We start from the raw sequence: 25978 nt of genomic DNA on the forward strand, positions 1-25978 counted from the left end.
ACCATGTCCGGCACCGACGCTGTCCGAATGTCGATGGAAGCCACGGCATCGCTTCTCGCCCCGGCCCATCCAGATGTGGTCGAGCAGGTGTTGCACGCCCACGACGATCCCGAGAGCTATGTGCGGACGCACGCGGACCGGCTGGCGGATCGCGGCATCGACGAGCCCATCGCGGACCTCGCATGGATAGCGCTCGTGGATGCGCTCTACGACCACCGACTGCTCGCGGAATTCGACTGGAAGGAGGATCCGCAGGAGATCCGGGCCCAGTTGAAGACGCTCGTCTCCCGGCCGTCCGTGGACCCCTGGGTGCTGTTCGACGCCGACGAGATGTCCCTGCCGACCGCCGAGTTCCTGGCGGCCTGCGGTCGACACTATCGCGATGTCGGCGCGGCGCTCGCCGTCCTCGACATCGAATCGGACTGCTACCCGGTGGTGTGTCTGCGCGGGGCGCAGGCCGAGGAGTTGACGGCACTCGCCGGCCGTGCAGGGTTCACCGCTCGGGGTCTGGGCGACTGAAGGCGGTGCCGTAACCCGTAGGGGATGAAAGGACGGCGCTCCGGGCCAGTACGGACTACGCACTCCCCTATCGGGCATGGTCCGATGCCCGCAGAATTTCCTGAGGGACAAGGCCGGTGGAGCCCTGCGTGGTGCAGGCATACGCCCCCGCTACGGGCGCATTCCAGTGGCTCCCGGCCGGTGAGTCTCCCGTACGGGAAGCCACGGACGTACGCGCCCGCCGCGCCGAGGAGGACGAGGTCACAGCGGAGGGCGAACTCCCGGTGCTGGTCTGCCAGTCCGTCCCAGTCGTGCAGGTCCGTCAGGCGGTCCCGTCCGCCCAGGTATGGGCCCATGCCTGGAGTTCCGGATCAGCCAGAGTGCGCAGCCACAGATCGGCCTGGTCAGCCCCCTCTTCGGCCGGTCGAGGTCCCACGCCGAGCACGCGCATGCCTGCTCTCCGGGCCGACTCGACGCCGGTGACCGAGTCCTCCACGGCCAGCGCATCCTCCGGCTGCACGCTGCACAGGCGGACCGCGGTGGCATAGACGTCGGGATGGGGTTTCGGCAGCAGTCCGTCCCCCGCGACGACGACATGGGCGAAGTAGCCGAGCAGGCCGACCCGGGCGAGGCTGGACTCAACCACGTCCAACGGGCAGTTGCTGGCGACCGCGAGCGGGAGATGGCGGGCGGCAAGGCGGACCAGTGCCGCCGCACCCGGCATGGTCACGGGGTCTTCGGCAACGAGCGCCATGAAGTGTCTCAGGAGCGCATGCGTCATGTCGTCGGCGAGTTCCGGCTTCCCGGTCTCTCTGCCCATGAGCGTGCCGCACTCGGTGTAGTGCACGCCCTTCGCTCGCTCGGCGAAGCCAGGGCGGGGCTTCAGCCCGAACTCTCCGAAGACCCGGCTGCGCGCGTCCTGCCAGTGTCGTTCGGTATCCATCAGGGTTCCATCGCAGTCGAAGACGATGGCAGCCGGGGACCAGGTGAAGATGCGACAAGGTGTCATTTGCCTGCCGTTCTCGAAGAGCGCGCCGCCCCGCGTCGTCAGTGCTCGCAGTAAGAAGCAGGGGGACTGCGGAGAGGCCCGCTCGGCCGCAGAAGGTGCGCTGTCGAACAAGCCCCGCTCGACCACGCGTGAAGGCCGATGCTTCGCTTCCGGGTCCTCCAGCGATGGACATCGTCCGGTCTTCTCCGGATGACCCCAGAAACATCGTGATGACTACGTTAATTTCCCAGTCGAGAGGGCGCAATCATCATTTCGAGTGTTTGACTGCACGCTCATTACCAAGTACTCGCGAAGCGCGCGCGATAACCGGCGACGAGTGAAGGAGAACCCTTCACCCCCCAACTCCGTTGGACACAAGGAGACTTGGCGGCCGACGCCGAACCCTGGAGACCGGTGACCGCGCTCGGCAGCACCGGCGAAGCGTGAATTTCTACCATTGGCCGGACCCACGCACAGCCCAAGAACAATAATAATCTCCACGCATTAACGGCACGGAGCGCCGTCAGTGCGCCACGGCGCACGACTTTTCCGGATCAAAAAAATGGGCACTGACGAACGAAGGCGGAACACACATGCAGGAAAGGGCACGCGCGACCCGAAGGTCTCTACTGGAAGCCGCAGCACACCTTTTCATCGAACAAGGGTACGCACGGACAAGCATCAATGAGATCAGCGACCTTTCGGGGCGCACCAGCGGAGCCGTCTACTTTCACTACTCCAGCAAGGAGAAACTCGCCCTGGCGGTCGTGCGCGAACAGTTCGCAGCCTGGCCGTTGTTGGCCGACCGCTATGCCGCCCCCGGGATCCCGCCGCTGGAGAAGCTGGTCGCCCTCAGCTTCGATATCGCCAAGGCACTGCGCGACGACGTCATGGCCCGGGCCGGCGCGCGTCTGTGGGCTGAGCGCCGCACCATCGACGTCGCCATACCCACGCCCTTCGCCGTCTGGACGGCTGCCGTCACGCGCCTTCTGGCCGAGGCGCGCGCCGAGGGCGAACTGGCCGACGAGGTCGAGCCGTCGGGCACCGCCACGACCTTGGTGTGCGCGTTCTTCGGGCTGTACGACCTCACCGAGGAGATGGCGGAGCATGAGGACCTCTCCGACCGGCTGCACCGGTGGTGGCTGCTGATCCTCAAGGCGTTGCAGGCACGCCCCGAGCCCGCGGCCCTGGTGGCGCGGGCACGGGCGCACCACGGGCCGACGCCCCGCGATTCGGCGTAGGGCACGGCACATCCGGGAGTGCCTGCGAGGGCAGGAACCGCGGAGGGGAGGAACCGCGGGGCGCCCGACGCGCGCATCTCACAGGTGACCTGGTTGAGGCCCGGGTTTACTGAGCACGGCGGTGCTCAGCCGCGCGTCCTGCCACTGAGACGAGTGCTTGACGGCAGTGATCTGTCCCGCCACACCGTGAAGGTCCTACGCCGCTCGCCCGACATGACGGCGTGCTCGCCGAGGCCGAGGGCATCCTCGCGCGCTCGCGCCCACGTTCTGCCGAAAGCAGCGGTACCGGCATGGCCGCCGGCCTCGTTTCGGAAGAGTCGGCCATCCGGCGCTCGGCCATCCGGCGCAATGCCGAACCCCAGGCCGAACAGAGGGTGCTTCGCCCACTGCCCGGGGGCCGTGATGACCAGGCGATTACCGTGTCCGCCACGCTCCGAGGCTGCCGAGCACGAAGACACCGGCGTGTGCGATGTGTACCGAGGCCGCCGTGCACGATCGCTTCGCGATACGTCAGCCGCACTATGACACCAGCGGGTGAATGGTCTCGGAGCATGACCACGATCACTCCGCTGGCGCGCGGGCGCACAGCACTGATCGAGTGACATCAGATGCTTGCGGCCGCGCGTGCCACCGCGCCACCACCGAGAAGCGCGCGGATGTCGCTCCGCCGCCTCACAGCTGCGATTCCCCGGATGTCGTCACCGTCCGCGCCCCGGCGCAGCCCCGCCCGGATCAGATACGCACCACTCGCATGCAGTACGTCGAGACGCATGCGCAGCTCATCGCCGTCCCGTCGGGCAGGATCGTGGACGAGGGGTGAACCGGGAGAGCTACTGCCTCGCCAGTGCGACCGAGTTCGAGTGGCAGCCCGACGGTGGACAGCTAAGACTGAGGCAGCGGTTCGGGATCCGGACAACAGATTCCGACCTCGTGAATTCCGGACCGCTCGCTCCGGCCATCGAAAAGCGCGAGTACGGGGCGCCGACCGCAATGGCGGCGACACTCGAAAGTTCCTCAAGGAGCTCGCATGGAGGAGAAACCCCTCGACGTCTTGACACCCGGGCCGGATGAATCCGCAATCGGTATACGCGAGTACACCGGCCCGGAGACCGGCATCGAGAAGAACCTCGCCGATGTGCTGGCTGACGTCATGTGCGTCGAACGGGTGTCGATCGACGGCCATTTCTTCGATGACCTCGGCGCCAACTCATTGGTCATGGCCCACTTCTGTGCACGAGTCAGAAAGCGGGCGGACCTTCCGTCGGCGTCGATGAAGGACATCTACCGGCATCCGACGATCCGCAGCCTGGCGACCGGGCTCGCGCATGCCGCGCCCGTCGAGCCGTCGGTCCCGGCGCCGACCGAGGTGGTGACCCCGGCCGGCACTGTGCGGTACGCCCTCTGCGGGGCCCTGCAGTTCCTGCTTTTCCTGGGGTACTCCTTCCTCGTCGGAATTGTTGCCGACCGAGGCTATACATGGGTCTCCGCCGGGTCGGGTGTGTTCGATATCTACCTGCGGTCGTTCGTCTTCGGAGGCGTCGGCTTCGTCGGTCTGTGCACCTTCCCCATCGCGGCCAAATGGCTCCTCATCGGCCGGTGGAAATCACGCGATTTCCCGGTCTGGGGTCTGACCTATCTGCGCTTCTGGACCGTCAAGGTGCTGATCCACGCCAACCCGATGATCTTCTTCGTCGGCAATCCCTTGTACGTGCTGTACCTGCGAGCGCTGGGCGCACGGATCGGCAAAGGGGTCACGATCCTCTCCCGCAACGTTCCGGTCTGCCCCGACCTGCTCAGCGTCGGCGCCGGCACGGTGATCCGCAAAGACTCGTTCTTCCTCTGCTACCGGGCGCACGCCGGCCGTATCCAGACCGGCCGGGTCACCCTCGGCCGGGATGTGTTCATCGGCGAGAAGACCGTGCTCGACATCGACACGTCGATGGGCGACGGGGCTCAACTCGGCCACACGTCCACGCTGTACAGCGGCCAGGCGGTCCCGGACGGTCAGCGCTGGCACGGGTCCCCGGCACAGCTCACGGAGCACGACTACCTGAGGATCGGGCCGGCCGCCTGCGGCACGCTGCGCCGGGCCGGCTTCGGTCTCGTCACCGTGCTCCAGTTGTTCTTCCTCTTCGTGCCACTGGCTGTCGGGGGCGCGTACATGCTGGTGACCCTGGTCCCGGCGCTGCACAACCGGCTGGGGCCGGGCACGGTGGATTTCACATCACCGGATCTCTACATCGACGCGCTGGTCCTCTCCCTGCTGCTGTTCTTCGGCGTCGTCGTCGTGGGCCTGGCCGTGATGTTCACCGTTCCGCGCCTGCTGAACCTGGTCGTCGAGCCGGACAAGGTCTATCCGCTGTACGGGTTTCATTACTCGGTGCACCGGGCGATCGGACGCATGACCAACATCAAGTTCTTCACATGGCTGTTCGGTGACAGCTCCTACATCGTGCACTACTTGCGCGGCATCGGATACGACTTGTCCCGGGTCGAGCAGACCGGGTCGAACTTCGGCACGGAAGTGCAACACGAGACCCCGTTTCTGTGCTCAGTCGGGAGCGGGACGATGGTCGCCGACGGGCTCTCCATCATCAACGCCGACTATTCGAGCACGTCCTTCCGGGTGTCCCGGGCCTCGATCGGGTCATACAACTTCCTCGGGAACAACATCGCCTATCCCTCGGGAGCCAGGACGGGCGAGAACTGTCTCCTCGCGACGAAGGTGATGGTTCCGCTCGAAGGCGAGCTGCGCGAGGGGGTGGGCCTGCTCGGCTCGCCGTGCTTCGAGATTCCCCGGTCGGTCGAGCGCGATTCCCGGTTCGACCACCTGCGCACCGGCGACGAGTTGCGCCGCAGCCTCGCTGCGAAGAACCACTACAACATCCGCTCGATGGTCCTCTTCCTGCTCGTGCGGTGGCTGCACCTCTTCGTGCTCACGATGCTCGGCCTGGCCAATGCCGAGCTGTACGACTCCTACGGGCATGTGCTGATCGCCGCGTTCCTGGTGTTCAGCCTCGGGTTCACCGCTGTCTACTTCGTACTGGTGGAGCGCGGCATCGCGGCATTCCGCGCGCTGCGACCGCAGGTGTGCTCCATCTACGAGCCGTACTTCTGGTGGCACGAGCGCCTCTGGAAGGTGCCCGACACCTACCTCAACATCTTCAACGGCACCCCTTTCAAGAACGTGATCTGGCGGATGCTGGGGGTTCGGATCGGCAGCAGGGTCTTCGATGACGGCTGCTATATGACGGAGCGGACGCTCGCCACCATCGGGAACGACTGCACGCTCAATGCGGGCAGCAAGATCCAGTGCCACTCGCAGGAGGACGGCACCTTCAAATCCGATCGCAGCACCCTCGGCGCCGGCTGCACCCTCGGTGTGGGAGCCCATGTCCATTACGGCGTGACGATGGGAACCGGCGCGGTGCTCGCACCCGACTCCTTCCTCATGAAAGGCGAAGAGGTCCCCCCGCACGCACGCTGGGGAGGAAACCCCGCCACGGAGATGCGAGACGCACCCAGTCAGCCCGAGGCGCTGGCGCGGAAGGGATAGCAGCTCCGCCCTTGTCAGCGCGGAACAGCACGGTAGCGAAGGCGAATGGAGAGGGACGGCCAGATGGGAATGCAAGCGCAGGCCGACCGGGAATTCTGGCGTGATGTGCTCGTCGCCGGCGGATTCACCGAAATCCCCCGGTGGACGCTCAACCCGGTGAAGGGCGTCGGCGAACACGAGGCGCCGATCCCGGACGACGTCGCGGCGGCGTTGGGCCGGCTGGCCGAGGACCTGGCGGTGCCGCTCGACTCGGTACTGCTGGCAGCGCACGCCAAGGTGATCGCCGCGCTGTCCGGCGAACACGAGGTCGCGACCGGATATGTCAGTGCGGAGGGCGGTCGGCCGCTGCTCTGCCGGCTGACGACCGAGCCCGACTCGTGGCGGACGCTGCTGCTGGACGCCCATCGAGCCGCGTCGGATCTGCTGGCGCACAAGGACTTCCCGGTCGATGAGCTCAGGCGCGAACTGGGCCTGGCCGAGCCGTCGATCGAGGTCGTGTTCGATCCGCATGGCATGGGCGGCGATGTCGCCGGTAACACCAAGTTGTGGGTGGGGTCTTCGCGACGCGGCGGCCACCTTGTGCTGCGGCTGCGGTATCGGACCGACGCGCTCGACGAGGACTGCGCCGTCAGGATCGCCGGATACCACCTCACCGCACTCGCGCTGATCGCCGCCGATCCGGACGCCGAGCACGGGCGGCAGAGCCTGCTCTCCGCCGAGGAACTCGACTTCCAGCTCGAAGAACTCGCCGGTCCACACCGGGAACTTCCGGACCACCGGTTCCACGAACTGTTCGAGCAGCGGGTGGCGTCACACCCGGACGCCGTCGCCGCGGTGCATGGGGAGTTGCAACTGACGTATCGAGAACTCAACGCGCGCGCCAACCGGGTGGGACGAGCCCTGCTGGCGCGGGGGCTGCGCCCCGAGGGTGTCGTCGCGGTGGTGACCGAGCGCAACCTGGACTGGATGGCCGCCGTCCTCGCGGTCTTCAAGGCCGGCGGCGTGTACCTGCCCGTCGAGCCGCATTTCCCGGCCGACCGCCTCGCGACCATGCTCTCCCGTGCCGCATGCGGGCTCGTGCTGACCGAACCCGGCAGCACCTGCACGCTCGACCAGGCCCTCGACTCACTGCCCGGGGTCCGGAAGCTCATCATCGGCGCGGCCTACGAGGAAGACCACACCGACGATGATCTGGGCCTCCACGTCGCACCGGACCAGCTCGCCTACATCTACTTCACCTCCGGCTCCACAGGTGAGCCCAAGGGCGCGATGTGCGAGCACGCGGGCATGCTGAACCACCTCTACGCCAAGATCGACGACCTGGAGATCGGCGAGGGACAGGTGGTCGCCCAGACCGCACCCCAATGCTTCGACATCTCGCTGTGGCAGCTGGTGTCCGGGCTCCTGGTCGGGGGGCGGACCCTGCTGGTGGAGCAGGAGGTGATCCTGAACGTCCAGCGGTTCGTCGACAAGATCGTCGACGGCCGGGTCGCCGTCCTCCAGGTCGTGCCCTCCTACCTGGACGTGGTCGTGTCCTGGCTGGATCAGCACCCCCGTGAGCTGCCGGACCTGCGGTGCGTGTCGGTCACGGGCGAGGCGCTGAAGAAGGAGCTCGTGCAGCGCTGGTTCGCCGCCCAGCCCGGGATCAAGCTGGTCAACGCCTACGGGCTGACCGAGACCTCGGACGACACCAACCACGAGGTCATGGACCGCGTGCCCGACGGAGACCGGGTCCTGCTGGGTCCCGCGGTCAACAACGTGCACGTCTACGTCGTCGACGAGCACCTGATCCCGGTGCCGCTCGGAGCCCCCGGTCTGATCGTCTTCTCCGGCGTCTGCGTCGGCCGCGGATACGTCAACGACCCCGAGCGCACCCGGCAGGCCTACCTGGACGATCCGCATCGTGAGGGCGCCCGGCTCTACCTGGGCGGCGACTACGGCCGCTGGACGCCCGAGGGAAAGCTGGAGTTCCTCGGCCGCCGCGATACCCAGGTGAAGATCCGTGGCTTCCGGATCGAGATCGGCGAGATCGAGAACACCCTGTTGCAGGTGCCCGGTGTTCGCGACGGTGCGGTCGTGGTCGCCGAGCGGGCCGACGGGAGCAAGCACCTGGTGGCGTTCTACTCCGGTCGGCGGCCGCTCGATGTCGACGTCGTGCTGGACCGGCTCGGTGAGTCGCTGCCCGCGTACATGATCCCGTCGGCCTTTCACTGGCGGGCGACTCTGCCGCTGACGGCCAACAGCAAGATCGACAGAAGGACTCTGCAGGCACTCGCCGGAGAACTCGCTGTCGTCCGACACGACTTCCGCGCGCCGGATACGCCGACCGAACGGCGGTTGGCGGCCGCATGGGCGAAGGTGCTCGGCATCCCGCAGAACCAGATCGGACGGCGGGACCACTTCTTCGACCGGGGCGGCACGTCGCTCTCGGCAGTAAAGCTGGCCATCGTCCTCGACCGTGCGGTGTCCCTCAAGGACGTCACCCGCCACCCGGTCCTCGCCGATCTGGCCGGGCTGGTCGACGGCAGGTCCGAGCGGCGTGCCGGGCTGCTTCAGCCGCTGTCGGAATCGGACGGTGCGCAGACCGCAGCCCTGGTGTGCTTCCCCTACGCCGGCGGCAACGCGGTGAACTTCCAGCCGATGGCCAGGGCGCTGCCGGAGGGGGGACCGGCGGTCTACGCCGTCGAGCTGCCCGGTCACGACGTGGCCGCCGAGGACGAGCCGCACGCGCCGATGGCACAGGTGGTCGAGCAGGTCGTCGACGAGATCATCGGGCGTGGCCTGACCAGCGTCCTGCTGTGGGGCCACTCCTCGGGCACCGCGTTGGCCGTGGAGACGGCCAGAGAGCTGCAGGAGCGCGGGGTGGACGTCCAACGGGTGTTCCTCGGCGCGCAACTGCTCGGTGACGCCGACGACCGGCGCACCACCATCACCGAGCTGACCGGGCGGAGCAACGCCGAGATCGCCGCGGACCTGAGCACGGACGGCGGCTGCACCGCGCTCGGTGAGCTGGGTGCGCGGCACGCCGAGCACGTCGGCGCCGCCTACCGGCACGACTGCGTGTCCGCGCACCGCTACTTCGCCGACGCCCTGGAGCGCCCGCCCGCGCAGAAGCTCTCCGCGCCGGTCACCGTGGTCGTTGCCGCGGACGACCCGAGCACGGCGGAGTACCCGCGCCGGTACCGCGACTGGCAACTTCTGGCCGGACAGGTCGACCTGCACGAGCTCGCCGACGGCGGCCACTACTTCCTGCGTACCCGTCCGGCCGAGGCAGCAAAGGCTGTGCTGCAGGCCACCGAATTGTTCGCTTCTTCCTGAGTGTCAGTTGAAAGGAGATCGAGATGTCGTCCACATCCACGGCGTCGCTGGTCGACGTGGAACTGGAATCCGGCAAACCGCCACGGCTGCGGGCCGAGGTCACCGGCGACGCGCCGGCCTGGGCGGCCGAGCACCGGGACGCGCTGCGCGCAGTCGTCGCCGAACACGGGTCGGTCCTGGTCCGCGGCCTCGGGCTGCGTGACGCGGCCGAGACCGGAGCCGTCTTCTCGAAGCTGGCCACCGGTCTGATGACCGAGCAGGAGGCTTTCGCGCCCCGGCAGGCCTACTCCGACGGGGTGTACTCCTCATCGAAGTGGCCGCCGAACCAGCCCATGTGCATGCACCACGAACTGAGCTACACGCTTGAGTTCCCCGGCCTGATGATGTTCGCCTGTCTCAGCGCGCCCACCGAAGGCGGGGCGACCGCGGTGGCCGACTCACCGACCGTGCTCGACGTGCTGCCCACCGAATTGACCGAGCGGTTCGAGCGCGAGGGCTGGCTGCTCACCCGCAGCTACAACGACGAGATCGGCGCGTCCATCGACGAGGCCTTCGGCACCGAGGACCGGGGCGCCGTCGAGCGCTACTGCCGTGCCAACGCGATCACGTTCGGGTGGCAGCCCGACGGTGGACTACGCACCAGACAGCGCCGCAGCGCCGTGGTGCGGCACCCGGTCACCGGCCGACGCTGCTGGTTCAACCAGATCGCGTTCCTCAACGAGTGGACGATGGCCCCCGAGGTGCACGAGTACCTGGTGGACGTCTACGGCGCCGACGGGCTGCCGTTCAACACCCGCTTCGGCAACGGCGACCCGATCGGCGAGGACGTCGTGCAGCTGCTCAACAGCGTCTACGAGGCGAACACCGCACGCGAACCGTGGCAGGCCGGCGACCTGATGGTCGTCGACAACGTCCGCACCGCGCACAGCAGGGAGCCTTTCGAGGGACCGCGCGAGGTGCTCGTCGCCATGGCCGATCCGGTGCGTCTGGACGACTGCTCGCCGACCGTGGAGGTGACCACGCGATGACCACCGTCGATTCCACCGCGAAAAAGCCCGCAAGGGTCGCACCGATCACCGTTCCACCGTTCGCGGTGATCTCCGGTGCCCAGGTCCAGCGCACGCTGCACGGATGCGAGAAGCGGATCACGGAGCTGGTCGAGGCCACCTACCGGGTGCACGACGCCGGTGATTCGGTGAACCCTCCGTCGTACTTCCTGCGTTTCCCGGACCGCCCGTCCTCCCGGATCATCGCGCTGCCCGCCTCGATCGGCGGGAAGACACGGGTGGACGGCCTGAAGTGGATCTCCAGCTTCCCGGAGAACGTGACGGCCGGCATCCCAAGGGCGTCGGCGGTGCTGATCCTCAACGACCACGGCACCGGCTACCCGTTCGCGTGCCTGGAGAGTTCGATCATCAGCGCCACCCGGACGGCCGCGTCGGCGGCGTCGGCGGCCGACTGGCTCAGCCGCGACCGGCCGCGACCGACGCGCGTCGGGTTCTTCGGGGTGGGCTTGATCGCCCGCTACATCCACACCTTCCTGGTCGGCACCGGCTGGTCGTTCGACGAGATCGGCGTACACGACCTGTCCGCCGACAGCGCGGCAGGCTTCCGGTGCTACCTGGAGCAGTCGGACACCCCCGGCCGAATCACCGTGCACGACAGCGCCGAGCAGCTGATCCGCAACAGCGACCTGGTCGTCTTCGCCACGGTCGCCGGTCAACCGCACGTCAGTGACCTGTCATGGTTCGCGCACAATCCGCTGGTGCTGCATGTGTCGCTGCGCGACCTCGCGCCGGAGATCCTGCTCGCCTCGACCAACATCGTCGACGACGTCGAGCACTGCCTCAAGGCCGACACGTCGCCGCATCTGGCCGAGCAACTCACGGGCAACCGGGACTTCCTGCACGGCACGTTGGGCGACGTGATGGCCGGGCGGGTGACGATGCCGACGGACCGGCCGGTGGTGTTCTCGCCCTTCGGCCTCGGGGTGCTCGACCTCGCGGTGGGCAAGTACGTGTACACCGAAGTGGCCCGCTGCGGAGAGTTGCACGTCGTCGACGACTTCTTCCACGAACTCAGCCGGTACGGATGAGCCGGCCGAGAGCGCAGGAGGCTCCGTCGAGGCTGATCCCAGGAGAGACCACCAGCCACGTCGCAGCCGGTCCTGACGCACGAGACAGTGGCCGCTGACACAGGGCCCCGTCCCACCGGTGGGAGACAGGGTCTCGCCCGCACGAGCGAGGAGCCCGCCCACGGCCGGATGGTTCCGAAAGCGCTCTGCTCCAGACAGAGGAGACCATGGTGCCCGTCATATCCACTCCCTACGCCTTCAACCAAGAGGATCTCTATGTCGACCTCCGGTCGATCTTCGGGCACGCGCTCTTCCTGAAGTGTGAGGGCTTCAACTTCGCCGGCTCGATCAAGTTGAAGGCCGCGACCGAGATGGTGGAGGCCGCTGAGCGGGATGGAATCCTGACACCGGAATCGATCCTGGTCGAGTCCTCGTCCGGAAACCTAGGCGTGGCGCTGAGCATGATCGCGGCGAGCAAGGGCTACCGGTTCCTGTGTGTGACGGACTCCCGCGGCAATCTGTCGAACAGAATGATGATGGAGGCGTTGGGCAGCCAGGTGCATGTGATCGCCGAGCAGGAGGCCAGCTCCGGATTTCTCGGTGCGCGGCTCGATTACCTCCGCGCGCTGTGCGCCTCCGACGACCGGTATGTGTGGCTCAGTCAGTACACCAATCCGAGCAACTGGAAGGCGCACTACCGCACGACCGCGCCGGAGGTCGCCCGTCAGTTCCCGCGGCTGGACGTGCTGTTCGTCGGAGCCGGCACCACCGGGACCCTGATGGGCTGTGCGCGCTACTTCCGGGGATGGCACCGGCCGGTGCGGATCATCGCGGTGGACAGCGTCGGCTCGGTGTCCTTCGGCGGTGCGCCGGGCCGCCGGATGATTCCCGGTCTGGGTATGAGCATGCGCCCGCCGCTGCTCGACGAGTCCTATGTCGACGAGGTGATTCGTGTCGAGGAGGCGGACACCATACGTGCCTGCCATCGTCTGGCCAGGCGCGGATTCCTGTTCGGCGGCTCCACCGGCACGGTGATCAGCGGCGCAATGGACTGGTTGGCCCGGCATGACGCGCGCGAGCTCACCGCGGTGGCCGTCGGCCCGGACCTCGGCGAGCGCTACCTCGACACCATCTACCAGACCAACTGGCTGCAGGACCTCTACGGTGAGGACGTGCTCGACCCCGACAAGGAGGCCGCCGATTCCTGGGCGGCCGCTCCCCCGCCGGCGACACGGTAGGGCCGTCGGCCGGACCCTGCGGACCGGCAGCCGCAATGGCAGCCCGCACCAGCTCCAGGTTCGTGAGCCCCGGGCGCTCCGACCGAGAAGCCGGCAGCACCGACCAGGCCCTTCCCGATGTCCGCCTCGGGCCGCTCGGGTCCGATCCGGTCGGGCGCGACGCTCGGGATCCCTGTATCGCCGACGCTTTTGAGGAGCGGTGTTGAGCCATTCGTGTTGTGATCGATGACGGGGGAGGCAACGCTGTCGGAACGGGAGGAAATCATGGCTGAGAAACTGCGAGCGCGAGACATCATGTCCGGCGGCGTGCAGTGCGTCGGTGCGCACCAGTCGCTGTTCGACGTGGCGAAGATGATGCGCGATCTGAACGTCGGTTGCCTACCCATCTGCGGCGACAACAACAAGCTCACAGGCCTGATCACCGACCGTGACATCGTCGTCAAATGCTGCGCCGAGGGCATCGACCCGGCAACCGTGCAGGCCGGATCGCTCAAGGCCAAGGTGCACTGGATCGATGCCGAAGCGGACGCCGGCGATGTACTGACGACCATGGAGGAACACCAGATCAAGCGGTTGCCGGTGATCGACGTCCAGGGCGGCCACCGTCTCGTCGGCATGATCACGGAGGCAAATCTTGCGAAGAATCTGAGCGACGAACAGATCGCCGAGTTCGCGAGCCGTGTATACGCGAGTGCCGGAATGTCCGGCGGGTCCACCGACTGAGGTCCCGCCGAACGCCACAGGAGCCGGCCCAGGGTGTGAACGGTGCTGTCCGACGGGGCGAGAGAGCCCCACCATGTCGGTGCGCCGAGTGGACTCGGTGAGCGCCTCACCTGCGTCTCGCCATGAATCGGATCGGCGAGCCGGGCCGCTCGCCGCGCTCACCGAGCGGGAACGCCCGGTGAGCGTGGCGATGGCCAAGGGCCTTTTGAAGGCGGCGATGGACGGCGGATGATCTCGGCACGCACGCGGCCGTTCAGCCGTTGGCCCTCAGAGCCCGGAGCAGCATCGGTAGCGAGGAGTGCAACTCACGCTGCCAGTACGGCCAGCCGTGGGTCCCCGGTCCGTAGAAGTTGGTGGTCACATGCTTCGCGCCCTTGCGTTCGAGCTCGCTCGCAAGGGCCTGGTTCTGCCTGTTGAAGTCCGCCTCGAGCGCACTCGTGGTGCCCGGCGGGTCCAAGGGGCCGGTGGTGCCGTCACCGCACGACAGGTAGACGGGGATCGGCGTGAGGCGCTTGGCCAGGCGGAACGGGTCGTGGGCCGCCCAGACGTCACGTTGCGCAACCGGGTCGCCCCAGACCCTCAGTGGGTCGTTGCCCTGGCCGGCGAAGAACCCCATGATGCGGTTCGTCGACTCCTCGTTGAGCAGCGGGTGCACGGAACCGGAGTACGCCGCGGCCGCCTTGAACATCCCGGGGTGCCGGGCGGCATACAGCAGGGCGCCCTGGCCGCCCATCGAAAGTCCCGCCACGACGCGGTTCCTGCTCGCCCCCCAGCCGTGCTCGAGGAGCAGGCGCAGTTCCTTGGTGTGGAAGGTCTCCCACGCCGGGTCACCGCCCCGGCCGTCGTTCCACCAGTCGCTGTACCAGCCGTTCCAGCCGGCCTCCGGCATGACCACGAGGACGTCGCGCAGGCTGTCGGTCCGCGCGATGTCGGTCCGAGCGGTCCATGACGTGTAGTCCCCGCAGCAGCCGTGCAGCAGCCAGAGCGTCGGCCAGCGCCGGCTCCGGTCGCCCGGGTCCCAGCCATCGGGCGTGAGCAGGCGTACGTTCACCGTCCGGCCGCCGAGGGCCGGTGAACGGACCGACAAGTCGACCTGCCGGTCGGCGACCTGGGTGACTGCGACGACCTCGGCACCCCGGGACGGGACCCCTGACCCGCCCGCCTCCCAGGCAGGTGGCACGGCCGACGCGGTGGCGAGCGCCGGCGGGGTCGATGCGAGGGCGAGCAGCAGCGCCGCAAGGACGAGCAGGAGGCGGGGTCGGCGGATCGGGACGGCGGTCATGGCGGCTCCCGGCGGTCGGTGGTAGCTGGCTCCGGTGTTCTCGGACCGGCCGGGTCAGCCCCGGTCCGGCAGGATCAGCAGTGCATCTCCGACAGGGCGTTCACCGGCCGCGTCGGACGGGTTGTTGATCACTTCTCCGTCGACCACCATGGTGGTCGACCCGCCGCCGTCGAGATTGACCGCGTCGCGCAGGCCGAGTGCCCTGGCGACGGCGGCGCTCTCGGGGATGCTCAGCCCGAGCGCATCCGTGCTGCGTCCGTCGGCGGTGACGAACACGGTCCTGCCGGCGTTGTCCACCCCGGCCAGCGTGCGCGGGTTGCGCTTGTGCACCCAGCCGTAGTAAAAGCTCGCGTTGCCGGGCTGCACCATTCCGTCGGTGGCAGGCGTAACGTGCAGCCGCCCGTCGCGGACCAGTTCGGGGCCGCCATTGAAGATGCTGGTCGCCGGTGATGGGGAGACCTTGCGACCGCTGCCGTCCCGCAACGTCCCCTCGATGCGCAGGGGGCGGCCGACCTGCGCCAGGGGGGCCAGCTCGGCGACGCGCGTGCCGGTCGCCTGCACGGAGCTGCCGCCGGCCGGCAGCGATCCCCCGCGCGGTGAGCGGATTTCGAGGACCCGACCGCGGGCGTCCAGTACGGCCTCCAGGCCGTCGCCCTGTGGCGTGACCCGTCCGTAGTCCGCCGTGAACGCCACGAGTTCGTCGCGGTCTGTGCAGGTCACGTCGTGCAGGGGCAGCGAGGTCGGTGTGTCGTCGGCGGTGCCGCCGCAGTTCCTGATCAAGCCCGGTACGCGGTCGACGCCGTCCAGGGGTTGCGACGCGTCCCGGCCTACGACCCGTCCCTTCCAGGTGAGCCGGGCGACCCCGCTGTGCCGGCCGGAGTCACGCATCACCAGGCCGGGGCGCCCGTTCACCGGCTCGCTCAGCAGCCGGCCGCCGTAGACGCCGACGCCGGCCGGATCGCCCGGTGCTCCGGCGCTCGGGTCGAGGACGAAGAACCCGCCGTTGACCGCCGCAGTCGCGCCGGCGGCGGCTGCCAGCTCGCTGGTCTTCTCGCGGTTCTCCAGATCGGAACCGTACGATGCCCTGAGCCCGCCGCGGAACCGGTCCGGGTCGATGGTGAGCACGTCGATCCGCCACGGGCCGCGGTCCGCCGGGTTCCCGTCCCAGCCGGTGTACACGACGGACCCTGCGTACCCGGACCCTCTCAGCCGGGTGCGCTCCGCCGTCCCGGTGGACTGCGAGTCGAACTGCCCGACCCGGACCCGCCATCCAAGCGTTCCACCGGCGTAGTCGGCGACCGCCGGAGTCGCGACCTCCTCGACCCGGGCGTCAAAGCCGTCGTCCTGCAAACCGGCAGCCAGTTCGTCGGCGCTCGCCCGGTCCTTCAGCGCCGTCGGCGGCGCGTCGGGGTCCGGCGAGGTGGCGCCGCCGGGTATGGAGACCTCGACCGTCCACGCAAGCGCCGGGGCGTCGGCACCGCGCACGATCCGCGTGAGGGTGACACCCGGCTGCAACGTCCGCGTGCTGCGGGTCTCGGTCAAGCCGACGGCGCCCAGCGGCAGGGCACGCGTCGGCCCCGGCCGCGGCTCGGAGGAGGCGGGCGCCGGCAAGGCGCCCACCACGGCGAAGAGTGCCAGACCCGTACACGCACCGAGCCACTTGCTGTTCACGTACCCCCCTTGGAAAGATCGACCCAGCAACGGTGCGTGCGGCAGCGGCCACCAGTCAAGACGTGTGCATGCCCATCGCCTCGCCCGCTCGGACCGCCGCGCCTACCCTGGCACGTATGACCACGGGGGATGAACTGCTTCTGCTCGCGATGGTTCCGGGCAGACGGCGCATACGGATACGGGGCGAGGACCGGCTCCGGTTCGCCCTGCGGGCCTCGGAGTTGGCGGATCTGGGCCGGGCCGGACGGATCGCCGTCGGGCGCCGGCGGATCGAGGTGTTGGACACCCGGCCCGTCGAGGACCGCCGCCTGAGCAATGTCCTGCACAGTCTCGGCGTGGCTGCTCCCCCGCCCGGCCTCAAGGACTGGCTGCGCCGGACACCGCGCTCCCTGACCGTCGAGTACCTCTCCCGGTTGCAGGACCAGAAGGCGGTCCGTGTCCGTCGGTGGCGCGATTCCAGCGGCCGTACCCGCCACGACGTTCTCTCCGTGGACCTGCCGCGCCGCCGGGCGCTGCTGACCCGCCTCGACAGCGTGGTCCGCTCCGGATCCGCAAGGTCCACCGCCGACCGCGACCTCACCCTTGCCGTGCTCGCCCAGGCCGCGCGCCTCGCCCCTGCCGCCTACCCTGGACTGCGCGGCATCACCGACCGCCGCCGTATGGCCGCCCTCGCCGCAACGCACCGTCTCGCCCCCGCAACCGCCGGAGCGGCCCCGGTCGCCGACGAGGAACTCGCTGCGGCACTGACCACCGGCGCGGATGTCCTCACCCGCCAACTCATCGGCGAACTCGGTGACCTCTATGCCGACTTCACCACCGGTGGCCACGGTCTCGGCCACGACCTGGACTCGGGCAGTTGGTCCGAGGGCGGCGCAGGCGGCCCCGGCCACCACGGCGGCGGGCACGTCGGCTGGTGACTCCGACAGCCGGAAGCCGCGCGGCTCCTGACCGAGCCCGGGGCCCATCGCACCCCTTGAACCGGGGTGTGGGGCTCGTGGAGGGGACGTTGGCCTCCAGGCACTGTGCCGGGCATACGAGCCCGCTGGAACGCGGCGCGCGAGTCGTGCGGGCATCCCGCCACCGATCACATGACACGGTGTCAGGGGCTTCGCTAGCATGACGGGATGGTGAGTTCGGGAAGCTTTGTGCGGCTTCCCGGATGAGGGCGGGCAAGGGGGCGATGTGATCACGGCTGAGCGGTTGCACCAGTGGAGAGTGGCCGAGCAGCCCTATTCGGACATCCTTGTGGTGCGCCGCTCGCAGGCGCCGGCCGAAGCCAGTGGCAACCCACACACCGAGCGCCGGGCCAGCGTGCCGCCCGAGGCGGTCTCCGCCGCCGGCACCATCGACGCCCCGCCCGGTATGGACAACCTGCCACTGAGCATGACCGAGACCTTCGTGGGCCGGACCGGCGACGTGGCGGGCATCCGGCGGGCCCTCGCCTTCGGCGAGGGGATCATCACTCAGCCGCAGACGCTGCACGGCCTGGGCGGAGTGGGTAAGACGTCGCTCGCACTGCGGTACGCCCGTGAGCATCGTTCCGACTACACCCTTGTCTGGTGGATCGTTGCCCAGAGCTGCGAGCAGGTGGACGCGGCCCTCGCTGATCTCGCGGTCTTCCTCCACCCGAGCTGGGCCCTCGGCGCGTTACCGGACCAGCAGACCGAGTGGGCGATCCTCTGGCTCCAGTCCCACGACGGCTGGCTCCTCGTCTTCGACAACGCCGAGAGCCCCGCGGACCTCAACCCCTACCTCGGACGACTCCACGGCCACGGACACCAACTCGTCACCAGCCGCCGCGCGGACGGTTGGCGCCCCAGTGCACAGCCGCTGCGCATCGACGTGCTGGCCGCGGGGCCTTCGGTGAGCCTGCTGTGCCGTCTGGCCATGCCCCGAAGGGAGCCGACCGGGGACGAGATCCGGGAGGCCGAGGCCCTGGCCACGGAGCTCGGCCACCTGCCTCTGGCACTCGCGCAGGCAGGTGCCTATCTCCGGCAGACCGGCATGTCCTTCGCCACGTACCGAGCCCTTCTCGCACAGACGCCCACGGCGGTGCTGGACGCCGCCGGCGCCGGTCACGACGCCGACCGGACCATCGCCCGCATCTGGCGTACGACGCTCCGGACCTTGGAGCGGTGCGCACCCCTGGCCGCAAGGCTGCTCCACACTCTTGCCTGGTACGCGCCCGAGGCCGTACCGCGTGCCGCTCTCTCGGTGCCGAAGGAGACGGAGCCGGCGGCCATCGGACCGTCGGCGATCGACGGAGCTCTGAGCCTGCTCGCCGGATACAACCTGATCACGCTCACCGATCAGGACATCACCGTGCACCGGCTCGTCCAGACCACACTGCGCAGCCCGCTCCTGTCCGGCCCGACGCACGAATCCGACCGCTCCCTGCTGGAGACGGGCCGTGACTGGGCGGAGGCGGCCCTCCTGCGGTCCGTACCCGACGGCCCGCGCACCGAGCGGACGGTACAGGCACGCTGGCAGGAGATCCTCCCGCACATCCAGGCACTGGCCGCCAACCGGCCGACCGGCCGGCGACCTCGCGAGAGCACCGTTCAGCTCTACGAGCGGGCGGCACGGGAGCTGATCGAGCGCGATCAGAAGATGCTTTCCGTCACGCTGATGGAGGCCGTCGTCGACGGCCTCACCCAGTTGCGGGGACCCGATGCCCGAGCGACCCTCGACAGCCGGGACACCCTCGCCGACGTACAGAGCGCGGACGGCGATCCCCAGAAGGCGGTGCTGCTGTGCCGTGGCCTGATCGCCGATCGGGTCCGCCTGTTCGGCCTCGACGATCCGGCGACCCTCGCCAGCCGTCACACCTACGCGTACGCACTTCGCAAGGCCGGCGACCACCAGACGGCGGTCCGGGAGTTCGAGGCGGTCGTCGCCGACCGCACCCGTGTCCTCGGCCGGGAGCACACCGACACGCTCGACAGCCGTGACGGACTCGCCTATGCCCGTCAGATGGCGGGCGACCACCGGCGTGCGGTCATGGACTACGAAGCCGTGGTCGAGGACCGAACGGCCTTCTTCGGCGCCGACCACGCATCGACGCTCGACAGCCGAAACAGCCTTGCCTACGCGTGTTCGGACGCCGGCGACCATCCTCGGGCCATCCTGCTGTACAAGGAAGCGATCACCGACCGGGCCCGTGTGCTCGGGGCCGACCACCCGGACACCCTGACCAGCCGTGGCTGGCTCGCGCATGCGCAGCGGGGGGCGAAGGACTACCGGTCGGCCATCGCCGACCTCGAATCCATCGCGGCGGACCGCACCCGGCTCCTGGGCGCCGATCACCCCGACACGATCGGGACCCGGGCCGATCTCGCCGTCACACGGCAAAGGGCCGGCGATGCCGGCCGGGCGGTGCGGGAGCTCGAAGGCGTCGTCGCGGACCGGACGCGTGTCCAGGGCCCGGACCACCCGGCGACACTCGACGACCGCAGGAAACTCGCCTCCGCGTACCGGGCCCAGGGCGATCACAAGCGTGCGATCAGCGCGTACCGCAGCCTCGTGGCCGACGGCTCCCGTGTCCAGGGGTCGAGCCATCCGGCCACCCTGGACACGCGCGACAGCCTCGCCTTCGCGCACGTGGAGGCCGGGGAGTACGACCAGGCCGCGCGGCTGTTCAAGGCGCTGGTGTCGCACCGCACACGTACGCAGGGGGCCGACCACCCCGCCACCCTCGAAGCGCGTGACAGCGTGGCGTACACGTACCGGAAGGCGGGTGATCAAGCCGAAGCCATGGCCTGGTGCGAGACGGTCATCGCGGACCGCGTCCGGGTGCTCGGCGCGGACCACCCCGACACTCTGGAGAGCCGCAGCTCACTGGCGTACACCCTGCGGCTCGCAGGACGGTTCGACGCCGCCGTTGCCGAGTTCGCCGCCCTCGTGGCGGACCGCGCCCGTGTCCTGGGCCCCGACCACGCGGACACGCTCGGCGCACGGATCGGCCTCAGCCACGCGCGCGACCTGGCCGGAGACACGACCGGCGCCGTCACCGGCTTCGAGGAACTGCTCTCGGACTACGCCCGTGTACTGGGTCCTGACCACCCCGACGTACTGAACATCCGCGCCTGGCTCGCCCTCTCCTACCGACGCGCCGGCGACCACAGGCGGGCGGCCGCCCTGGACGAGAGGCTCATAGGGGACCGGATCCGTGTCCAGGGCCCTCATCATCCCGACGTGCTCAGTGCCCGGGAGTCCCTGGCGCTGACGTGGTACGACGAAGGGGACGCCCGCCGTGCCGCGGAACTGCTCGGCGAGCTGGCCGAAGAGCACAAGCGGGTCCTGGGGCAGGACCACTCACGCACGCTCCAGACTCGCGGATTCCTCGCTGTGGCCTACCGGAAAGCGGGTGACCACCGCCAGGCCGTCAGCATGTTCGAGGGGCTCGTCGAGGACTCCGTCCGGGTGCGGGGCGCCGACCACATCGACACCTTGTCGTGCCGCAACGAGCTCGGCTTCTCCCTTCAGAAGGCGGGTCGCTACGGGGCGGCGGTACGGGAGATGGAGGCCCTGGTCGCGGACCGCACCCGGATCCACGGCGCCGATCACCCGGCGACACTGACGAGCCGCGCGAACCTCGCCTACGCGTGCCGGGACGCCGGTGACCACGCCCGTGCGGTCGCGCTCTACGAGGAGCTGGCCGCCGACTCCCACCGGGTGCACGGCCCCGACCACCCCACCACACTCCGGATGCGGCAGGACCTGGCTCTCTCCTGCGGGACAGCCGAGGATCACGCACGTGCGGCCCGCCTCCTGGAGGAGTTGCTGCGTGACCAGCTCCGCGTGGCGCACCCGGATCACGCCGAAACGGTGCTCACCCGGGAGCTTCTGGCCGGGGCATGGCTGTCTGCGCGACGGTACGCCGAAGCCCTTCGTGCGTACGAGGCGCTGGTCGCCGACCGGACGCGGATCCAGGGCGCGGACCATCCGAGCACTCTGCTCAGCCGCTCCAACTTCGCCTACACCTGCCGGCGTGCGGACGCGCCCCGCAGCGCGGTCGCCGAGTACCGACGACTCGCCACCGATCTGACACGGATTCATGGGCCTCTGCACCCGAAGGTGCTCAACACACGCAGGGATATGGCCGGTGCCGTCAACGCGGCCGGTGACCATCGGCGGGCGGTGGAGCTCTGGCAGGAGGTGTTGGCGGACCTCGTACGGGTGCAGGGCGAGGATCACTTCGATACCTTGCTCTGCCGCAATGGGCTGGGCTTCTCCCTGCAGAGGGCGGGGCGCCATGGGGCGGCGGTGCGGGAGATGGAGGCCCTGGTCGCGGACCGCACGCGGATCCAGGGCGCCGATCACCCGGCGACACTGGCGAGCCGCGCGAATCTCGCCTATGCGTGCCGGGACGCCGGTGACCACGCCCGTGCGGTCGCGCTCTACGAGGAGCTGGTCGCCGACTCCCACCGGGTGTGCGGCCCCGACCACCCCGCCACGTTCGCACGGCGGGAACTGCTGGCGGACGCCCACCGCCTGGCCGGCGCCCACCACCGTTGTCTGGCCCTGTACGAGGACCTGGTGGCGGATCGCCGCAGGGTCCTCGGCGCGGACCACCCCGACACGCTCGCCACGCGGAAGTGGCTCGCCTTCTCTCACCGCCGTGCCGGTCACCGTCCGCGGGCCCTCAAGTCGTACGTGGAGCTGCTGGCGGACGTCGAACGGGTGCAGGGCGCGGACCATGTCGACACACTGGGGTGCCGGCGTGGACTGGCGATCACGCGTCGGCTGGTGGGTCAGTACGCGACAGCGGTGCGGGAGATGGAGGTCCTGGTCTCGGACCGTACCCGGCTGCAGGGGGAGGACCACCCGGAGACCCTGACGGGACGCGCCGACCTCGCTCTTGCCTGCCGGGACGCCGGTGACCACGCCCGTGCGGCCGCACTGTACGAGGAGCTGGTCGAGGACTCCCACCGGGTGCACGGCCCCGACCACCACTGCACCCTGCACGCCCGCGGCGCTCTTGCCCTGATCCTGGTTTCGCTGCCCGGCAGTTCCCCGGACCACGCCATCTCCTTGTGCGAGCAGCTGGTCGCCGACCATGTCCGGGCCCTCGGCGTCGACCACGACAGGACCCTCGCCAGCCGCGAACGGCTCGCCTACGTCCGTCTGCTGGCCGGCGACACCGGTCGCGCGATCGCCCTCTTCGAGGCCGTGATCGCCGACCGTTCAAGGGTCCTCGGCCTCGGGTATCCAGATACACCGGACGGTGTCTCTCACGCCCACTCGATGGGCCGGGACGCGCTGCCGACCGTGATCGCCTGCCGGGAGCCCATGCAGGATGCCGGCCACCCCACCGCCATCGACGCGCTCGCCAGGGCATATGGAGAGGCGGGAGACTGGGAGCGGGCGGCAGTGCTCCTCTCCGCGGTCTCCTCCGGGCGTGCGCAGGTCCTCGGGCAGATCCATCCCGATACCCTCGAAAGTCGCACCGGCGCCTACTTCGCCCGTGTCGCCGCCGGTGCCGGCGACGGCCCCGTCGCCGGTACGCGCCTCACGGCCGACTGGGAGCGGGTACTGGGACACGGCCACCCCAGGGTCCAGGAGGTACGGGAACGGCTGGCCGCGGCCTACCCTTCGTGGACGATCAAACTGAGGCTCCTGGCCGGTGAGGTGAACGTCGGAGAAGCGGTCGATGTGGAGGTCCGTCTGGAACGTACCGGCGAGACGGACATCGAGCAGCCAGGATCCGGCGAGGCGGACGTCCAGCGGTCCGAGGAGCCTTCGGAGCAGGAAGAGCCGTCATCGGCACAGCCGCTGCCTCTGCTGCTCCTGGTGGCCGCGACGCGCTCGGCCGCCACGGTGGAGCCCGCGATCGCCGAGTACGTGTCCGGAGGCCGGCCCGCCGTCTTCGTGTTCACCGCGTCCGAACCCGGCGAGCACCGTCTGCGCCTCACCGTCTACGACCGCGACATGGGCGTCGTGCTCCAGGACGTCGAGACCGGCATCGACGTGACGGGCGACCCACGTTCTCGCTCCGCTTCCGACGTCCCTGGTACCAGGAGGAATTGAGCAGGTGGTCAAGGAACTCACGGTGGACGTCCTCCACAATCCTTCGCTCGATTTCACGGCGCTGCCCCCGCGACAGCGGCGTCCTGGCAGCCCGGTCCGTGCCAAGCAGCCCCTCGACCTCGTGGTGATGCTCCGTCAGCACAGTCCCGAGCGGCTGCATCTGTCGGCTCTCCTCACCAACAGCCGTACGCCACAACGCGGGACCCCGAATGCCTACCTCAACATCTCCGCCAGCGAGCTCCTCCAGGCAGCGGCCCGGCTCCGCACCGTGTGGAGCAGTCGGCTGGTGCACTACCAGCCCCGGGACGCGGACGGCATGCCCCTGGGCGGGCACCTCTTCAGCGACGAGGTGGACCTCTCCGCGCACACCGCGCTCTCCCACGGCCTGACGGAAGATCTCGCCGATGAAGGGCAGCATCTGCTGGAACGCCTGCTGGAGGGAGCGGACCATCGGATGACCGAGCTGCGTGCCTTCCTGCTGGACACACTCGCGGGACAGGAGGGCCTGCGCGTCTCGTTCGACTCGGACCTGCACCTGCCCTGGCCGATGCTGGCCGTCGAACCGCCCGACGGCGCCCCGCTCCTGCACGGATTCCTCGGCTACCGGCACCAGATCGAACAGACCGGTGCGCAGGCATTCCCCAGCACCCAGCGGGAGGCCCTGGCACGTCCCCTTCCCGTCACCAGCCTCAACACCGACGTCGCGCTCGACACCGTCGGCCGAGCACCGGAAGTGCGCAAGCTGCTGGAGGAACGCTCCCAGCTCACCGTACGGACCGACTCGGAGGAGCTGCTGGGCGATCTCGCCGCCCCGGTGCTGCACGACGACGTCATGTACTTCTGGTGCCACGGCGCATTCGTGGAGAACGGATCACCGCACCCTCATCTGGCAGTCAAGCTCACCGACAGCCAGCCCATCGACGCCGATCTCGTCCTGAGGAAACGTCGCCGGCACACAAGCTCCGGCGATGCACTCTTCCGCCCCTTCGTACTGCTCAACGCCTGCTACACGGGACAGACGGCGCCGGAGCCCGGGATCAAGCACCTGGGAGCGGCGCTGGTCAACCTGGGAGCGGACGGGGTGATCGGGCCACAGTTCGACATACCCCAGCTCTTCGCGTCCGAGTACGCCCTGGAGTTCCTGGGCCGGTATCTCAGCGGGGACAGCACGGCGGGCGAGATCGCGATGGGACTGGTCCGCTGGTACGCCAACCGGTTCCACAATCCACTGGGCCTGGCGTACTCGGTGTACTGCGGCATCGACAGCAGACTGGAGAAGACCCGGTGAAACGGTCCCGACAAGCAGCCGGCGGGCTCGGCCACAGCGGCGGACCGGTGGTGGCGCCGGCTGTCGTCCACCTGGACGAGAAGGGCAGACTTCGCTCGTCCGCTTCCTCGGCACCCATCCGCCCCGACCGGCTGGCGGAGTATCTCGCCCGCGAGTTGCGCGTCCCGGAGCAGGCGACGGATCTGTACGTGTACGCGCACGGCTGGCAGACCTCTCCGAGCGTGGCCGTGCGCAGCGCGAGCCGGCTGCTCCGGCAGGCCCAGGAGCTGACCAGCGCACGTCCCGACCTGTATGCCGGGCTGGCGGGCGGGTACCGGCCTTGGTGCGTGGTCATCTGCTGGCCGTCCTCCAGCCTGCCAGGCCCCGCCGGCTACCGTCGCATCCGTGAACGCGCGCACGCGATGAGCGCCCCGGGAACCGGACAGGCCGCCCATGTCCTGGGGCACCTGCTGGGCTACCTGGACACCCATCGGACGGACCCCGGCGAGCCGGCGGTGCTGAGAAACCGCAACGGGCAGTATCTGCACCTGCTCGGACATTCCTTCGGCGGGCGGTTCCTGTGCGAGGCGGTCCAGTGGGCGGCCGAGGCGCCGGAACGCCCTCGCGTCCTCGGCTGGTCCCACCCGGCCGACCCGCGTCGGCCGTTCACGGTGGACAGCGCCCTGGTCTTCCAGATGGCCGCGCCGCGCAACAGCCTCGACACGATGTTCCCCACACTCTTCGCAACTCGCGACCGGCCCGCCGCTCCCCTGCAGGGCCCGCTTGCCCTGACCCACTCCCGTTGGGACCGCGCCACCGGTTTCTGGCATCTGCGGGCGGAGGGGGCTCCCGGCATCGGCCACTCCGGGGTGGGCACGACACCGGTGCCCCACTTCCCCACCCGGATGCTCACCGTCGACGAGCCGTACACGCGCGAACTGCTCGACCACCGCATCGTCGACATCGACGCGGGCTGGCGCTTCCGGGGCGGTCGGGTGAGCCGGCTTTCTCCGGCGGGGGCCCACTCCGACTTCCACCACCCCGAATCCGCCCACCTGCTGGCGAGCCTCGCATCCCTCTCCCGTTAAAGCCC

Annotated in this window: 16 protein-coding genes; 12 read left to right on the forward strand and 4 right to left on the reverse strand. The window is 69.2% G+C overall.

Translation table 11 applies throughout. The features are described 5' to 3' along the window. Positions 1 to 3: 3 nt before the first annotated feature. Entirely contained in the window at positions 4 to 519 is a 516-nt protein-coding gene (locus OG520_RS02720; RefSeq protein ID WP_406012022.1) for a DUF6630 family protein, read from the forward strand. 301 nt (positions 520 to 820) lie between these two features. Here the strand turns inward: OG520_RS02720 and OG520_RS02725 are convergent, their stop codons facing one another. Beyond that, positions 821 to 1507 (reverse strand): HAD family hydrolase, encoded by a 687-nt coding sequence (locus OG520_RS02725; RefSeq protein ID WP_406016407.1) that lies wholly within the window; start codon positions 1505 to 1507, stop codon positions 821 to 823. 572 nt (positions 1508 to 2079) lie between these two features. Between OG520_RS02725 and OG520_RS02730 the strand changes: the two genes are divergently transcribed. Continuing rightward, positions 2080 to 2727 carry a ScbR family autoregulator-binding transcription factor gene (locus tag OG520_RS02730; protein ID WP_406012023.1) on the forward strand — a complete coding sequence of 216 codons (648 nt, stop codon included), beginning with the start codon at positions 2080 to 2082 and terminating at the stop codon, positions 2725 to 2727. Positions 2728 to 3331: 604 nt separating this feature from the next. Here OG520_RS02730 and OG520_RS02735 read toward each other — a convergent pair. Beyond that, positions 3332 to 3499 (reverse strand): hypothetical protein, encoded by a 168-nt coding sequence (locus tag OG520_RS02735; RefSeq protein WP_399330998.1) that lies wholly within the window; start codon positions 3497 to 3499, stop codon positions 3332 to 3334. A gap of 255 nt (positions 3500 to 3754) precedes the next feature. On the opposite strand from OG520_RS02735, the gene OG520_RS02740 reads away from it, so the two are divergent. The 6 genes from OG520_RS02740 to OG520_RS02765 all read left to right on the forward strand — a co-directional run bounded on the left by OG520_RS02740 (position 3755) and on the right by OG520_RS02765 (position 13636). Further along, positions 3755 to 6283, forward strand: coding sequence for a Pls/PosA family non-ribosomal peptide synthetase (locus OG520_RS02740; protein WP_406012024.1), 2529 nt, complete (start codon positions 3755 to 3757; stop codon positions 6281 to 6283). A gap of 63 nt (positions 6284 to 6346) precedes the next feature. After that, positions 6347 to 9601 (forward strand): non-ribosomal peptide synthetase, encoded by a 3255-nt coding sequence (locus OG520_RS02745; protein WP_406012025.1) that lies wholly within the window; start codon positions 6347 to 6349, stop codon positions 9599 to 9601. Positions 9602 to 9624: 23 nt separating this feature from the next. Further along, entirely contained in the window at positions 9625 to 10629 is a 1005-nt protein-coding gene (locus tag OG520_RS02750; protein WP_406012026.1) for a TauD/TfdA family dioxygenase, read from the forward strand. Further along, a complete protein-coding gene (gene sbnB, locus OG520_RS02755) occupies positions 10626 to 11696 on the forward strand; it encodes a 2,3-diaminopropionate biosynthesis protein SbnB (protein ID WP_406012027.1) in 1071 nt (356 codons plus the stop codon). The genes OG520_RS02750 and sbnB overlap by 4 nt, the downstream gene beginning before the upstream one ends. Before the next feature lie 209 nt (positions 11697 to 11905). Continuing rightward, entirely contained in the window at positions 11906 to 12913 is a 1008-nt protein-coding gene (sbnA, locus tag OG520_RS02760; protein ID WP_406016408.1) for a 2,3-diaminopropionate biosynthesis protein SbnA, read from the forward strand. Positions 12914 to 13177: 264 nt separating this feature from the next. Further along, positions 13178 to 13636: a CBS domain-containing protein gene (locus OG520_RS02765; RefSeq protein ID WP_266430847.1), complete on the forward strand. Its 459-nt coding sequence runs from the start codon at positions 13178 to 13180 to the stop codon at positions 13634 to 13636. 253 nt (positions 13637 to 13889) lie between these two features. Here the strand turns inward: OG520_RS02765 and OG520_RS02770 are convergent, their stop codons facing one another. Further along, complete coding sequence (locus OG520_RS02770; protein WP_406012028.1) at positions 13890 to 14918, reverse strand: alpha/beta hydrolase; 1029 nt, start codon at positions 14916 to 14918, stop codon at positions 13890 to 13892. Between the two features lie 54 nt (positions 14919 to 14972). Then, positions 14973 to 16589, reverse strand: coding sequence for a phosphodiester glycosidase family protein (locus tag OG520_RS02775; protein WP_406012029.1), 1617 nt, complete (start codon positions 16587 to 16589; stop codon positions 14973 to 14975). A 116-nt stretch (positions 16590 to 16705) separates the two neighbouring features. Between OG520_RS02775 and OG520_RS02780 the strand changes: the two genes are divergently transcribed. The 4 genes from OG520_RS02780 to OG520_RS02795 all read left to right on the forward strand — a co-directional run bounded on the left by OG520_RS02780 (position 16706) and on the right by OG520_RS02795 (position 25973). Continuing rightward, positions 16706 to 17506, forward strand: coding sequence for a GPP34 family phosphoprotein (locus OG520_RS02780; RefSeq protein WP_406012030.1), 801 nt, complete (start codon positions 16706 to 16708; stop codon positions 17504 to 17506). Between the two features lie 265 nt (positions 17507 to 17771). Further along, positions 17772 to 23618, forward strand: a complete 5847-nt coding sequence (gene fxsT, locus OG520_RS02785; RefSeq protein WP_406012031.1) for an FxSxx-COOH system tetratricopeptide repeat protein — start codon at positions 17772 to 17774, stop codon at positions 23616 to 23618. Positions 23619 to 23622: 4 nt separating this feature from the next. Beyond that, the gene (locus tag OG520_RS02790; RefSeq protein WP_406012032.1) at positions 23623 to 24906 is read left to right on the forward strand and encodes a hypothetical protein; all 1284 of its coding nucleotides are present in this window, start codon (positions 23623 to 23625) and stop codon (positions 24904 to 24906) included. Next, positions 24903 to 25973 carry a hypothetical protein gene (locus tag OG520_RS02795; protein ID WP_406012033.1) on the forward strand — a complete coding sequence of 357 codons (1071 nt, stop codon included), beginning with the start codon at positions 24903 to 24905 and terminating at the stop codon, positions 25971 to 25973. The genes OG520_RS02790 and OG520_RS02795 overlap by 4 nt, the downstream gene beginning before the upstream one ends. Positions 25974 to 25978 lie beyond the last annotated feature (5 nt).

Origin of the sequence: Streptomyces sp. NBC_00984, from assembly GCF_045162475.1 — a bacterium.
Lineage (GTDB): Bacteria > Actinomycetota > Actinomycetes > Streptomycetales > Streptomycetaceae > Streptomyces.